The sequence below is a fragment of the Pseudomonas sp. SORGH_AS_0199 genome, from assembly GCF_031453735.1.
GTDB classification, from domain to species: domain Bacteria; phylum Pseudomonadota; class Gammaproteobacteria; order Pseudomonadales; family Pseudomonadaceae; genus Chryseomonas; species Chryseomonas aestiva.
In genome coordinates, this window is the sequence record NZ_JAVJAE010000001.1 from 3,721,716 (window position 1) to 3,735,778 (window position 14,063).

At 67.3% G+C, this 14,063-nt stretch carries 14 protein-coding genes; 6 read left to right on the forward strand and 8 right to left on the reverse strand.

Annotated elements, in window-relative coordinates; translation table 11 throughout:
• Positions 1-240 precede the first annotated feature (240 nt).
• The 8 genes from QE444_RS17405 to aroC form a co-directional block, all read right to left on the reverse strand.
• On the reverse strand, positions 241-582 hold the full coding sequence (locus tag QE444_RS17405) for a ribonuclease E inhibitor RraB (RefSeq protein WP_133861144.1): 342 nt from the start codon (positions 580-582) through the stop codon (positions 241-243).
• Positions 583-685: 103 nt separating this feature from the next.
• Positions 686-1,537 carry a polyamine aminopropyltransferase gene (gene speE / locus QE444_RS17410; protein ID WP_273862309.1) on the reverse strand — a complete coding sequence of 284 codons (852 nt, stop codon included), beginning with the start codon at positions 1,535-1,537 and terminating at the stop codon, positions 686-688.
• 96 nt (positions 1,538-1,633) lie between these two features.
• Positions 1,634-1,846, reverse strand: a complete 213-nt coding sequence (locus tag QE444_RS17415; protein WP_026083979.1) for a PLDc N-terminal domain-containing protein — start codon at positions 1,844-1,846, stop codon at positions 1,634-1,636.
• 105 nt (positions 1,847-1,951) lie between these two features.
• Positions 1,952-2,638, reverse strand: coding sequence for an acireductone synthase (mtnC, locus tag QE444_RS17420; protein WP_309740313.1), 687 nt, complete (start codon positions 2,636-2,638; stop codon positions 1,952-1,954).
• Positions 2,635-3,186, reverse strand: coding sequence for an acireductone dioxygenase (locus QE444_RS17425; RefSeq protein ID WP_017642184.1), 552 nt, complete (start codon positions 3,184-3,186; stop codon positions 2,635-2,637). Before QE444_RS17425 ends, mtnC begins: the two co-directional genes overlap by 4 nt.
• Positions 3,183-3,797, reverse strand: a complete 615-nt coding sequence (locus QE444_RS17430; RefSeq protein ID WP_133861148.1) for a methylthioribulose 1-phosphate dehydratase — start codon at positions 3,795-3,797, stop codon at positions 3,183-3,185. Before QE444_RS17430 ends, QE444_RS17425 begins: the two co-directional genes overlap by 4 nt.
• Positions 3,798-3,936: 139 nt before the next feature.
• Positions 3,937-5,100, reverse strand: coding sequence for an MFS transporter (locus tag QE444_RS17435; RefSeq protein ID WP_309740318.1), 1,164 nt, complete (start codon positions 5,098-5,100; stop codon positions 3,937-3,939).
• A 14-nt stretch (positions 5,101-5,114) separates the two neighbouring features.
• Complete coding sequence (gene aroC, locus QE444_RS17440; RefSeq protein ID WP_187979723.1) at positions 5,115-6,206, reverse strand: chorismate synthase; 1,092 nt, start codon at positions 6,204-6,206, stop codon at positions 5,115-5,117.
• A gap of 135 nt (positions 6,207-6,341) precedes the next feature.
• Here aroC and QE444_RS17445 point away from each other — a divergent pair, with 135 nt between their 5' ends.
• The 6 genes from QE444_RS17445 to alaC all read left to right on the forward strand — a co-directional run bounded on the left by QE444_RS17445 (position 6,342) and on the right by alaC (position 14,058).
• Positions 6,342-7,310, forward strand: coding sequence for an alpha/beta fold hydrolase (locus QE444_RS17445; protein WP_309740321.1), 969 nt, complete (start codon positions 6,342-6,344; stop codon positions 7,308-7,310).
• A 43-nt stretch (positions 7,311-7,353) separates the two neighbouring features.
• On the forward strand, positions 7,354-8,133 hold the full coding sequence (locus QE444_RS17450) for a hypothetical protein (RefSeq protein ID WP_187979725.1): 780 nt from the start codon (positions 7,354-7,356) through the stop codon (positions 8,131-8,133).
• A gap of 145 nt (positions 8,134-8,278) precedes the next feature.
• Positions 8,279-10,660: a penicillin acylase family protein gene (locus QE444_RS17455; protein WP_309740323.1), complete on the forward strand. Its 2,382-nt coding sequence runs from the start codon at positions 8,279-8,281 to the stop codon at positions 10,658-10,660.
• A gap of 242 nt (positions 10,661-10,902) precedes the next feature.
• Positions 10,903-12,099 (forward strand): CmpA/NrtA family ABC transporter substrate-binding protein, encoded by a 1,197-nt coding sequence (locus QE444_RS17460; RefSeq protein WP_280306337.1) that lies wholly within the window; start codon positions 10,903-10,905, stop codon positions 12,097-12,099.
• 11 nt (positions 12,100-12,110) lie between these two features.
• Complete coding sequence (locus QE444_RS17465) at positions 12,111-12,683, forward strand: ANTAR domain-containing response regulator (protein WP_027599890.1); 573 nt, start codon at positions 12,111-12,113, stop codon at positions 12,681-12,683.
• Positions 12,684-12,816: 133 nt separating this feature from the next.
• Positions 12,817-14,058: an alanine transaminase gene (alaC, locus tag QE444_RS17470; protein WP_187979727.1), complete on the forward strand. Its 1,242-nt coding sequence runs from the start codon at positions 12,817-12,819 to the stop codon at positions 14,056-14,058.
• Positions 14,059-14,063: the final 5 nt, after the last annotated feature.

Sequence of the window (14,063 nt, forward strand, 5' to 3'; positions counted from 1 at the left end):
CCACGGTGCAGCTTCGCAAGCCGCGTGCCAGCGCCAGAGCCTTCAAGATCAAGCCCTTGCGCGGCTGCGAGTCGCACGATGCACCAAACCCAGGCACGTCAGCGTGCGCATGCACCGCAACGTCTCCGTCATGAGCCTAAGACGGTGCGCCACGCGGAAAGTGCGATGATTGAGGGGCCGAGCGGTAACCGGAGATGAGACAGGCACCCCGTCTGGGATGCCGCCTCGGGACGTGCAGGATCAGGCGGAGCTGCGGCTGACTTCCTGGGTGACGCCCCAGCCATCGAGCTGACCGCCAAGAGGCGCCACCACCGCCTCGAGATCGCTTTCGAAATCATCGATGGTGGCGTGGGTGGCGAACATCACCTTGCTGACCTGCAGATGCCAGCCGCCCTCTTCATGGGGGAGCACCTGGGCGTTGAGGGATTCGCCGTGAAACTGGTCCGCAGCGATGCGGGCCTTGCCTTCATCGGCGAAAATGGCAAAGAAGTCGATGGGATGGAAGCGGGCGAAATCGAAGCCGCCCTCCTTCATCCGCTGCAGCAGGTTCAAGCTCACATCATCGGCAAACGACAAGGACATAGGACTTCCCTCCTCTGGTTCGGATGATCGTCTCGCTGGACGTCGCTACCGACGCCTGGCGAGTCGCGGCTGAGAACTCGAACGGTGCAGCGACCGCCAGGGCTTACGCCTTGCCGATGGCCTCCAGCACGTATCGAGGTAGAGCAAAGGCTGCGGCATGCAGCTCCGGAGTGTAATAACGGGTCTGGATGCCTGTATCACTGTAGCGCTGCGCCAGGGTTTCGGCATTCTGCCGACGCAAGGTCGAGTCCTTGCTACCCCAGGCCAGGGTCATGACGCCCCCTATGTAAGTAGGCACCGCCGACAGATAAAAGTGCCAATCGGCGAACAGCCCGGACATGCGGCTGGCAGTGGTCTTGACCTCGTCCAGTTGCAGGAACGGAGTACCGTTCTGGGCCACCATCACGCCGCCGTCGTTCAGACAACGATGGCAGGCCTGATAGAAGTTCTCCGAAAAGAGAACCTCGGCCGGTCCGATGGGATCGGTGGAGTCAGAGATGATGACGTCGTAGCGTTCGGTGGTGTTGGCGACGAAATTCATGCCGTCGTCGATCACCAGCTTCAGCCGCGGGTCGTCGAAGGCGCCTGCCGAGTGACCGGGAAAGTGCTCCTTGCACATCGCCACCACCGAGCCGTCGATCTCGACCATGGTGATGTGCTCGACACCCCGGTGCTTGGCCACTTCGCGCAGGATGCCACCGTCGCCACCGCCGATGATGAGCACCCGCCTGGGCGCCGGATGGGCCAGCAGGGGGACGTGGGTGAGCATCTCGTGATAGATGAATTCGTCGGCCTCGGTGGTCTGGATGACGCCATCCAGGGCCATGACCTTGCCCAGCACGGCGTTCTGGAAGATCACCAGGTGCTGATGCTCGGTGCGCACCTCGTGCAGCATGCGCTCGACGGTGAATCGCTGACCGTAGCCGTCGTAGAGGGTTTCCAGGTAGTCGCTCATGTCGATCTCCGCAGGTGGCTGGCCGAGACAGACAATGCCCGGCCAAAAGCCGGGCATTGTAAGAGCTGGATGTGACAGGCTCCAGCGTTGTGCTAGCTAGCCCTTGTGCGTGGGTGCCGTGGCCGAGCGATTGCCGCGTGGTCCGGCGGCAGCCCAGGCGATCAGGCCGATCACCGGCAGCACGATGATGAGCACCGTCCAGCCGATCTTGGCATTGCTGGTGCTGTCACTGCGGATGACGTTGACGATGGCCCAGATGTCGAGCAGGAAGACGATGAAGCCCAGTACACCGCCGATGGTGGAATTGATCATGTCGCGACTCCCGTTGCGAGGACACAGGTCTCGTCAATTGGGACTGGCGATGAGGGCGTCGAGTTCGGCCGGCTCGCTTGGCAGCGAGGCCGGCCGTGGGCTTCAGCTGAGTCCGGCGAGATCGATGTCGGCAAAGGACGCCACGCACGGATGATCGCCCAGTTGGCCACCGGCACGTACCAGCCCGCAGGTCGGCAGGCCCGCCTGGCGCGCGGCATCCAGCTCTTCCACCACATCGGAGAGAAACAGCAGTTCCGCCGGCGCGTGGGTGGTGGCCGAGGCGATGCGCGCATAGGACTCGGCGTCGCGCTTGCCGCCGGTCAGGGTATCGAAATACCCGGAAAACAAAGGCGTGAGATCGCCATGCTCGGAGCAGCCGAAGATCAGCTTCTGCGCCTGGATCGATCCGGAGGAATAGACGTACAGCGGCAGCCCCGCCGCGTGCCACTGGCGCAGGGTCTGGACGGCGTCGGGATAGACGTGGCCCTTGAGGGTGCCGGCACGATAGCCCTGCTCCCATACCTGACCCTGCAGCGCCTTGAGCGGTGCGGCCTTGCGGTCGGTGGCGATCCATTCCAGCAGGATGGCGATCACCCGCTCCACGTCGGCGTCCAGCTCGCCGGCTTCGGCGCGCACGGCATCGAGTTGCTCGGCCACCGCCGGCTCTCCGGCATGGGCGCGCACAAGGGCCGGCAGGTGCTCACGGGCATAGGGAAAGAGCACGTCGAAGACGAAGCTGACGGCGCTGGTGGTACCTTCGATATCGGTGAGGATGGCCTTGATCGTCACGCCTCGACCTCCAGGCGCGGGAAGCGCTGGGCGATGTCGACGCCGGTGAAGTGGGCGACCCAGCCATCGGGATTGTCGAACAGGCGGATGGCGACGAAGGACGGCGACTCGCTCATGTCGAACCAGTGCGGCGTACCGGCCGGCACCGAGATGAGGTCGTCCTTCTCGCAGAGCACGGCATAGACCTGGTCGTCGATGTGCAGGGTGAAGAGGCCCTGACCGGCGACGAAGAAGCGCACCTCGTCTTCATTGTGGCGATGTTCTTCGAGGAACTTGGCGCGCAGCGCCTCCTTCTGCGGATGCTCGGGATGCATGCTGATGACGTCGACGGTCTGGTAGCCGCGCTCCTGGATGAGACGATCAATCTCCGGCCGGTAGGCGGCGATCACCTCCTCCTGGCTGGCGCCCGGCGCCACCGGGGCGGTGGCCTGCCAGCGCTCGAAACGCACCCCGACCTCGGCCAGGGTGGCGGCGATGTGCTCGCCATCGCTGATCACCTTCAGCGGCTGGCGCGGTTCGGCATCGTGGTAGACGGTCAGTCGGCTCATGGACGCAGGCTCCGGGTCTTGAGTTCGCATTCGAAGAGGAATTCGAAGGCTTCCACGTGGCGCAGGGCGTCGGCCATGCGCGGGCCCCAAGTATAGAGGCCGTGTCCGCGGATCAGGTACCCCACGCAGTCGGGATGCACGTCCAGCCAGGTCTGCACCTGGTCGGCCAGACGCGGGATGTCCTGGTCGTTGTCGAACACCGGGATCTCCACTCGCACGTCGTGGGTGGTGACGCCATGCAGGGCCTTCTGCAGCTCGTAGCCGTCCAGCAGCAGGCGATCGCCTTCGAGCTGGCGCGAGAGCACCGTCGAATTCACCGAATGGGTGTGCAGCACGGCGCCGATCTCCGGCTGCCAGCGATAGAGCTGGGTGTGCAGCGCGGTCTCGGCCGAAGGCTTCTTGTCCTCCAGCGGCGTGCCGTCGAGATCGGTGGCGAGCACGTCGTCCAGCTCCAGCTGACCCTTGTGCTTGCCGGAGACGGTCAGCAGCAGGCGACTGTCGGACAGCCGTACCGAATAGTTGCTGCTGGTGGCCGGCGACCAGCCGCGGCCATAGAGGAAGCGACCGGCGTCGATGATTTCCCGGGCCAGTTGCTCACGCTGCTGGATCATGGAGGGTTCTCCTAGGTTCTGTACGAAAAGTCGCCGAGCGATGGTCAGGCGAGGCGAAAAACGATGAGGAAGCGGAGTTTACGAGAGGTAAATGAGCATTGCGACCGGGCTGGCGATCCAGGTGTTTTTCAACGAAGCATCACCGAGCGCAGGCACTTTTCGTACTGGACCTAACGGACAAGAGGATGAGGAAGGCGCCTGCCAGCGCCGCCAGGGAGGCGCCGGCAAAGGCGGCAAGGGCGCCGGACACCTGCCAGGCATAGCCAGCATACAGCGCGCCCAGCGCCCCGCCAGCCCCGGAAAGTGCCGCGTAGAGCGATTGGGCCTGGCCCTGGCGGCGGCGGTCGAAATGGGATTGCACGAACTGGATGGCGGCGGCGTGGAAGCAGGCGAAGGTGGCCGCATGCAGGAGCTGGGCGAACAACAGCACTGGCAACTGGTCGGCCAGGGTGCCCAGCAGCAGCCAGCGCCCGGCGGCGATCAGAAAGGCGCCGACCAGCAGGGTGTTGAGCGCCAGCCGCGCCAGTAGTTGCGGCATCACCAGGAAGATCAGCACCTCGGCGACCACGCCCAGCGACCAGAGCTGACCAATGACGCCGCGGCCATAACCGAGTTCTTCCAGATGCAGGGTGAAGACCGTGTAGTAAGGGCCGTGGGACAGCTGCATCAGCGCCGCGGCAGCGAAGAAGGCCAGCACCCGCGGCTGGCGCAGGGTCGTCAGGAAGGGCTCGGCCGGCGCCTCGGGCCGCTGGCCTGGATCGACCTTGACCCCTGGCACCGCCAGCGAGGCCAGCAGGATGATCGCCATCACCAGCAGCAGATAGGCCGGATAGAGATCCAGGCTGACGTATTCGAAGGCCCAGCCGAGCCCCGCCACCGCGGCGATGAAGCCGATCGAGCCCCAGAGGCGGATGCGCGCATAGCGCTGTGGCTGGTCGCGCAAATGGGCCAGGGTGATGGCTTCGAACTGGGGCAGCACCGCGTGCCAGAAAAAGGCATGGCCGGCCATGATCAGCGCCAGCCAGGCGAAGCCCTGGCCGAAGTAGATACCGGAAAAGCACAGCAGGGTGCAGGCGGCGCCGAGGCGGACGATGCTCAGCCGGCGGCCGGTGCGATCGGCCAGCCAGCCCCAGAGGTTGGGCGCCAGTACCCGCATCAGCATGGGGATGGCCACCAGCTGGCCGATGGCGGTGCCGGAAAAGCCCAGGTGGTGGAAGTACAGCCCCAGGTAGGGCGCCGTGGCCCCCAGCAGCGCGAAGTAGGCGAAGTAGAAGCCCGACAGCCGCCAATAGGGAACCGGCATCGTCCGTCCGCGGATCAGAGTTGCGGCAGGGTGGGCGTGTGCACTTTCACCTCGGCGTTCTGCGCACGGTGACGCAACAGGTGATCCATCAGCACCAGGGCCATCATCGCCTCGGCAATGGGCGTGGCGCGGATGCCCACGCAGGGATCGTGGCGACCCTTGGTGATGATATCCACCGGATTGCCATGGACGTCGATGGAGCGCCCCGGGGTGGTGATGCTGGACGTGGCCTTCAGCGCCAGGTGGGCGACGAGGGGCTGACCAGAGGAGATACCGCCCAGCACGCCACCGGCGTTGTTGGACAGGAAGCCCTCCGGGGTCAGCTCGTCACGGTGCTCGGTGCCGCGCTGGGCGACGCTGGCGAAGCCGGCGCCGATCTCGACGCCCTTCACCGCATTGATGCTCATCAGCGCATAGGCCAGTTCGGCGTCGAGGCGGTCGAAGATCGGCTCGCCCAGGCCCGGCGGCACGCCGTCGGCGACCACGGTGATGCGCGCGCCCACCGAGTCCTGATCGCGGCGCAGCTGATCCATGTAGGCCTCCAACTCCGGTACCCGGTCCGGATCGGGGCTGAAGAAGGCGTTTTCTTCCACGCTGTCCCAGGTCTTGAAGGGGATCTCGATGGGGCCCAGCTGACTCATGTAGCCACGCACCCGGATGCCCTGGGTGGCCAGGTACTTCTTGGCGATGGCGCCGGCCGCCACGCGCATGGCGGTTTCCCGCGCCGAGCTGCGACCGCCGCCGCGGTAGTCGCGCAGGCCATACTTGTGGTGGTAGGCGTAGTCGGCATGGGCCGGGCGGAACAGGTCCTTGATCGCCGAGTAGTCCTTGGACTTCTGGTCGGTGTTGCGGATCAGCAGGCCGATGGGGGTACCGGTGGTGACGCCCTCGAAGACCCCGGACAGGATCTCCACCTCGTCCGCTTCCTGGCGCTGGGTGGTGTGGCGGCTGGTGCCGGGCTTGCGCCGATCCAGGTCACGCTGCAGGTCGGCGATGTCCAGGGGCAGTCCGGGTGGGCAACCGTCGACGATGGCGACCAGCGCCGGGCCATGGCTTTCGCCGGCGGTGGTGACGGTAAACAGCGTGCCGAGGGTATTGCCGGACATGCGAGGGCTCCGCGCTACGGGTGAAAGGTATGGATTCAAATTGGCAATAGGCGATTTTACACGCGCCGTGGTCTTTTACACGGATTGTGTGCGGGATAGGCCCCCACACCCCAGCTCTCCGGTGCCCTTCCTGCCATGCGTCTGCTGTTCTCCCTGCTGCTGTGCCTCGCCCTGCCCGCCCTCGCCACGGCGGCCGATCCCGTGCTCTACCGCCCCCTCCAGCTCGACACCGGCAGCGGCGTGCTCAAGGGCAGTCTGATCCTGCCCCGCAGCGAGCGTCCGCAACCGGTGGTGCTCTTCGTTTCCGGCTCGGGCCCCATCGACCGCAATGGCAACGCCCCCGGCGCCCGCAATGCCGCCCTGCAGCGTCTGGCCGAGGCCCTGGGCCGGCAGCGGATCGCCAGCGTGCGCTTCGACAAGCGCGGGGTGGCCGAGAGTCGCGGCGCCGAGCCGGACGAGAGTCGTCTCAGCGTGGAGCGCTATGTCGACGACCTGGTCGGCTGGATCCGGCTGCTGCGCGCCGATCCGCGCTTTTCCAAGGTGGTCCTGCTCGGTCACAGCGAAGGCGCCCTGATCGCCAGCCTGACCGCCGACCGGGTGCCGGTCGCCGGCGTGGTCACCCTGGCCGGCAGCGGCCGGCCCATCGACGTGGTGCTGCGCGAGCAGCTGGCCGGCAAGCTGTCGCCCGCCGGCCTGGCCAGCGCCCAGTGGATCATCGACCAGTTGCTGCGCGGCACGCCGGTGCCCGAGGTGCCGAAGGAATTGCTGGTGCTGTTCCGTCCCAGCGTCCAGCCCTATCTGATCTCGCTGTTCCGCCAGAATCCGGCCAGGGCCTTTGCCGGCATCCACGCCCCGGCACTGATCGTCCAGGGTACCCATGACGTGCAGGTGGAGGTGGACGATGCCCGCGCCCTGCAGCGGGCCAAGCCGGATGCCGAACTGGCGATCATTCCCGGCATGAACCACGTGCTGCGCATCGCCCCGGCGGACATCCAGGCGCAACTGCCCACCTACGACAACCCCAACCTGCCGCTGGCCCGCGCGCTGGTCGAGCGCGTGAGCGCCTTCGTCGCGCGCTCAGGTTCCCCGCACCCTGGCCGATAAGCCGGCACAGGCGCCCAGGAGGCGCGCCAGCTGGAGTCCGCCCGTGGAAACCCCCGATCAAGCATCGCCGGCCGTCGAAGCCGTTCCCAATGAGCCCCATCCCTGGGCCAGCCTGCCGCCGGAGCGCTTCCAGCTGCTGCGGCTGATGCCGCAGCCGGCGGATCGTCGGGTGGGCGTGCGCCCCCTGCGCTTCGTGCAACTCGGCCTGGTCGAGCGCCATGGCGACGAAGAAAGCCTGCTGCGGCTGACGGTGCAGATTCCCGGCCAGCTGCTGCACCGCGAGGTGAACGTGCTGGAGGTCTGGGTCGACCATCGCCTCGGCGAAATCCGCCTGGGCCCCGAACGCGGCCTGCAGATCGAGCCCGAGGAGCGCGGCCTGGGCCGCTTCCTGCTGGCCCGGGCGGCCGCCTGGGCGCGCTTGCGCTGGAACCACTACCGGGTGCAGGACCTGCCCCTGGCGCGCCGCGACGCCCTCGACGAAGACAGCCGCAAGCGTCGCGACCACGTGCTCGGCGCCCAGGGCTTCACCGTCGAGACGGCGGCAGACGACGAGCGCCAGCAGCTCTGCCGGGCGGCCCGGGTCAGCCAGCTGCGCGAGGACTGGAATACCGACAAGGTGCAACTGCTGTCGCTGCTGGACGGCGCCACCCTGCTGGAGCAATGCGACCGGGTGATCGACGAGCGCGATGCCAGCCTGCGTCAGCTGGAAGACCGCATCGCCCTCTATCGTCGTGATGACATCTCTTTGAGATTCGCCATCGGCTGCCTGGCGGTGTTCTGCCTGTTCCAGGCCGCACTGCTGATCTGGATGGCGCTGCGCTGAGCGGTCTGGTGCCGCGCCAGGCGCCTTTCCCGATGACCTGTCGGCAGCGCCCAGACGCCACCCCTCGCCCGAGGCTTGCTCCCCCGGTGGACCCTGCTAACGTAGCCACCCGTTCGCATCCATCCGCTCGGAGTGTCCGCTGTTCATGGTCTCGCCTCTCCCGTTTCGCTCGCGCGCGCCGCTGCGCCTCGCCACTCTCGGCCTGCTGACCGCCCTCGCCGGCTGCCAGTATTTCGCCGAGGAGCCGTCGCCCCGCGGCCAGCCGCAACTCAAGGGCAGCCTGCCGCTGCGCGGTCTGGCGCAGACCGCCTCGGTGCGCCGCAATGCCGACGGCCAGCCGCTGATCGAGACCACCACCTTTCACGATGCCCTCTTCGCCCTCGGCTACGTCCACGCCAGCGAACGCCTGGCGCAGATGGTCGAGCTGCGCCTGCTGGCCCAGGGGCGGCTGGCCGAGGCCTACGGTGAAAGCCGCCTGGACAGCGACAGATTCATGCGTGCCGTGGACCTGCGCAAGGCCGCCCAGGTGGCCTACGGCAACGCCTCGCCGCGGATGAAGACCTTCTTCGAGGTCTATGCCCGGGGTGTCAACGCCTACCTCTATCGCGCCGGCGAGCGGGTCGCGCTGGATGGCCACGACTACCGCGCCGAATACTGGAAAGCCGAAGACAGCGCCCTGCTCTTCGAACTGCTCAACTTCGCCCAGGCGGTGGACCTGCGCAAGGAAACCGCGGCGCTGGCCCTGGCCGCCCAGGTCGGTCCCGAACGCCTGGCCTGGCTCTTGCCCACCTACCCCGACGAACCTCTACCGGAAGAAGAGACCGCCAAGTTGCGCGGCCTGAATCTGCGCGGCCAGCTGCCCGGACTCGACGCCCTGCTGCAGGTCCAGCGGCAATTGGCGGCGCTCGCCCCCTTCGGCGGCCCCACCGGTACCGCCTGGGCCGCCACCCCGGGCCATACCCGCAGCGGTCGCAGCCTGCTCGGCGTCGACAAGGTCAGCGCCTTTGCCGGCCAGTCGCCCTTCACCCTGGTGACCCTGAGGGCGCCGCGCTTCGAGGCCGTGGGCACCACCCTGCCCGGCCTGCCGCTGCTGCTCGACGGCTACAACGGCAAGCTGGCCTGGGGCGCCGCGACCCTGATGGGCGACAGTCAGGACCTCTACCTCGAACGCCTGCAGCGCCAGGGCGGTCGCCTGCAGGTGCAGAGCGGCGGCCAGTGGCAGCCGGCCGGCGAGCGGGTGGAGACCTTTTTCGTCCGCGGTGAAAAGCCGCGGCGCGAGACCCTCTACACCAGTCCGCGCGGTCCGCTGCTGAATCTGGCCCTGGCGCCGGACGCCAACGGCTACGGCCTGGCCCTGCGCAGCAGTCGCCTGGAAGCCGACAAGAGCCTGGACGCCCTCTTCGACCTCACCCGCGCCAAGGACGTGGAGCGCGCCTTCGAACTGGCTCGCGAGCTGCGCGCCAGTGACTGGAATCTGGTATTCGCCGATGCCGAGCATGTCGGCTGGCAGGTGACCGGCCGTTATCCCAATCGCCGCAGCGGCCTGGGGCTGCTGCCCTCGCCCGGCTGGGACGAGCGCTATGCCTGGGATGGCTACGCCGACCCCATGCTGCACCCCTACGATCAGGACCCGGCCCAGGGCTGGCTGGGCGCCGCCAACCAGCGCGTGGTGCCGCGTGGCTACGGCATGCAGCTGTCCAGCAACTGGTCGGGCCCCGAGCGCCAGGAGCGCCTGGCACAACTGGCCGGGCGCTCGGCGCGCCTCGATACCCGCGACGCCATGGCCCTGCAGCAGGACCAGACCACCACCCTGGCCGCCAAGCTCAAGACCCAGCTCGACGCCCCCGGCTTCGCCGCGCCACTGCGCCAGGCCATCGCCGCCCTGCCGGCCACCCAGCGCCAGCAGGCGGAAGAAGCCCTGCGCCGTCTGCAGGGCTTCGACGGTCGCCTGGCCGCCGGTTCCGCGGATGCGGCGCTCTACGAGGCCTTCTTGCAGGCCCTGGCCGAAAAGACCTTCGCCGATGAATTGGGGGGCACCAGGAGCCCGGCCTGGCAGGCCTTCACCACCCTCAGCGACACCGGCTACAACGCCATCGTCGATCATCTCCTGGCCCGTGACGACAGCCCCTATTGGGATGACGTCAGCACGCCGGCCCGTGAAGACAAGCCGGCGATCTTCGCCCGCGCGCTGGCCGGGGCCGTCGAAACCTGCGAGGCCAAGCTGGGCAGTGATCGCGCCGCCTGGCAGTGGGGCCGCTTGCACCGCCTGGATGGCAATGCCAGTGGCGGCGACGGCTCGACCCTGGACCTGACCGCCAGCCACTGGGGCGGCGATGACCAGGCCTGGCTGGCGCCGGCGCTGCGTCTGGTGGTGGACTTCGGCCTGGCCGAGCCCCTGCAGGCGAGCCAGGCCGGCACCCCGGGCAAGGGCTGGACCCGCGGCCAATACCAGAGCCTGCCGTTGCAACCGCAGAATCTGGAGCGCGTCTATGGCCGTGATCGCCTGCTGCTGATCCCGCAGAAGTAATCTTCCCCTGGCAACCCGTGACTTGGCGCAGGTTTTGCCCTTTCTCTGTCAGACCTCAGCCGGCGCCCCTCCTCCCGCCGCGCCGCGGACCGCCGCAGAGGCGCTGTCCGGCAGGCGCCGTGGCCGTGAGAGCGCCCGGTGATGGTGCCGTGCCTGTCACCAAAATGGTGCAGGCTCAAGCCGAGACGTCCACAGCGGTGCACAAAGCGGTGCCTGGACGTCCGTCAGCCGCCGGAGACACCATGCCTGCCCAGCCTTCCCCCCACGCCGCGCATCTCTGGGTCGCGGGTTCGGATGCCCCGGAAAAGCCCGAGCTCAATCTGGGCTTCCTGCCCCTGAGCGATGCCGCCTCGCTGATCGTGGCGGCGACCCAGGGCTTTGGCGAACCCCATGGCCTGACACTCAATCTGCACCGCCAGCCCTCCTGGTCGGCGCTGCGCGACAACCTGCTCAATGGCCAGCTCGATGCCGCGCATTGCCTCTATGGCCTGGTCTATGGCGCCCAGCTCGGACTGGGCGGTGCCGCCGCCACGCCGATGGCGGTGCTCATGAGCCTGGCGCAGAACGGTCAGAGCCTCAACCTGGCCCGCAGCCTGACCCGGGAAGGCGTCCGGGATACGGCCTCCCTGGTCGAGCGGATTCGCCAGCCGGATGCCCGGCCGCTGACCCTGGCGCACACCTTTCCCACCGGCACCCATATCTTCTGGCTCTACTACTGGCTCGCCGCCCAGGGCATTCATCCCCTCAAGGACGTGCGTACCGCACTGGTGCCACCGCCGCAGATGCCCGAGCACCTGGCTGCCGGCCGAGTCGACGGCTTCTGCGTCGGCGAACCCTGGGGCGCTGCCGCCGTGGCGCGCGGCCAGGGCTTCACCCTGACCACCACCCAGGCCATCTGGCCGGACCACCCGGAAAAGGTGCTGGCCTGCACCGGCAGCTTCGCCGAGCGCTATCCCAACACCGCCCGGGCGCTGATCCGCACCCTGCTTGATGCCAGCCGCTTCATCGAGGAAAGTCGTGAGAATCGCCTGGGCACCGCCCAGCTGATCAGCGGCGCCGACTATGTGGATACCGATCCGGCGTTGCTCGCCCAGCGCTTTCTCGGTCACTACGAAGACGGCCTCGATGGCCACTGGGAGGACGAGCATCCCCTGGCCTTCCATCGCCAGGGCACGGTCAATCCGCCATACCTGTCCGACGGCCTCTGGTTCCTTACCCAGTTCCGCCGCTGGGGTTTGCTACGCGAGGAGCCGGATTACCTGACCATCGCCGAGGCCGTGCAATGCACCGAACTGTACCGGCAGGCTGCCACCGACCTCGGTCTGGCGGTGCCGCCGACCCGGCGCCGCAGCACCCTGTTCGACGGTCGCATCTGGGACGGCAGCGATCCGGCCGGTTACGCCCGCAGCTTCGCCATCCACGCGCTCAGCGATCACTAGGGAGAACGACCTTGCGCATCTTGCTCATCGACGACACCCCCAAGCAGGTCGGCCGTCTCAAGGCCGCGCTGATCGAAGCCGGTTTCGAGGTCATCGAGGAATCCGGCCTGACCATCGACCTGCCCGCGCGCATCGAGGCCCTGCGGCCGGACGTCATCCTGTTCGACACCCAATCACCCGGTCGCGACGTCATGGAACAGGTCTGCCTGGTCACCCGCGACCGGCCACGCCCCATCGTCATGTTCACCGACGAGCACGACCCGGCGGTGATGCGCCGGGCCATCCAGTCCGGGGTCAGCGCCTACATCGTCGAGGGCATCCAGACCAGCCGCCTGCAGGCCATCATCGATGTGGCCCGCGCCCGTTTCGAGACCGACCAGGCCCTGCGCGCCGAACTCCAGGCCCGCGAGCAGCAGTTGCTGGAGCGCAAGAAGGTCGACCAGGCCAAGGGCCTGCTGATGAAGATGCGCGGTTGCAGCGAGGACGAGGCCTATACCCTGATGCGCCGCCAGGCCATGAGCAAGCAGCAGAAGCTGATCCAGGTGGCCGACCAGATCATCGCCATGAGCGAATTGCTCGGCTGAGACAGGCCGCGCGGACCAGTCAGATTTTTTCCTCGACAAGCGCAGCGACCTGCGGCTAATGTCCGCGGCAGGTCACCTCCTGTGACCCACGTCGCTCGGACGGTTCCGGGCGCTTACGTACTTCGAGGAACGCATGACTGATTCCAGTCCCGTGCGCCGCTTTGCGCGCATCGATCGCCTGCCCCCCTATGTCTTCAACATCACCGCCGAACTCAAGATGGCCGCGCGCCGTCGCGGTGAGGACATCATCGACCTGTCCATGGGCAATCCCGACGGTCCGACCCCGCCGCACATCGTCGAGAAGCTCTGCCAGGTCGCCCAGCGCGAGGACACCCACGGCTATTCCAGCTCCAAGGGCATTCCGCGTCTGCGTCGCGCCATCTCCCACTGGTATCGCGACCGTTATCAGGTGGAAATCGATGCCGACAGCGAAGCCATCGTCACCATAGGTTCCAAGGAAGGCCTGGCGCATCTGATGCTGGCCACCCTGGATGCCGGCGACACCGTGCTCGTGCCCAACCCAAGCTATCCGATCCACATCTACGGCGCGGTGATTGCCGGCGCCCAGGTGCGTTCGGTGCCCCTGGTGCAGGGCATGGACTTCTTCGCCGAACTGGAGCGGGCCATCCGCGAGAGCATTCCCAAGCCGAAGATGATGATCCTCGGCTTCCCCTCCAACCCCACCGCCCAGTGCGTGGAGCTGGATTTCTTCGAGCGCGTGGTGGAACTGGCCAAGCGCTACAACGTGCTGGTGGTGCACGACCTGGCCTATGCCGACATCGTCTTCGACGGCTGGCAGGCGCCCTCCATCATGCAGGTGCCCGGCGCTAAGGACATCGCGGTGGAATTCTTCACCCTGTCCAAGAGCTACAACATGGCCGGCTGGCGGATCGGCTTCATGGTCGGCAATCCCGAGCTGGTCGCCGCCCTGGCGCGGATCAAGAGCTATCACGACTACGGCACCTTCACCCCGCTGCAGGTGGCCGCCATCGCCGCCCTGGAGGGCGACCAGCAGTGCGTGCGCGACATCGCCCAGCAGTACCAGCAGCGCCGCGATGTGCTGGTGCGCGGCCTGCATGAAGCCGGCTGGATGGTCGAGAATCCCAAGGCGTCGATGTACGTCTGGGCCAGGATTCCCGAGCCCTATGCCCACCTGGGGTCGCTGGAATTCGCCAAGAAGCTGCTGGCCGAGGCCAAGGTCTGCGTCTCGCCGGGGTTGGGCTTCGGTGACTATGGCGACGACCATGTGCGCTTCGCCCTGATCGAGAACCAGGACCGCATCCGCCAGGCGGTGCGCGGCATCAAGCAGATGTTCCGCGCCGACGGCCTGCTGCCCAAGGCGGCCCCGCGCAAATCCGGCGTCGAGCCGGCCTGAGTCTT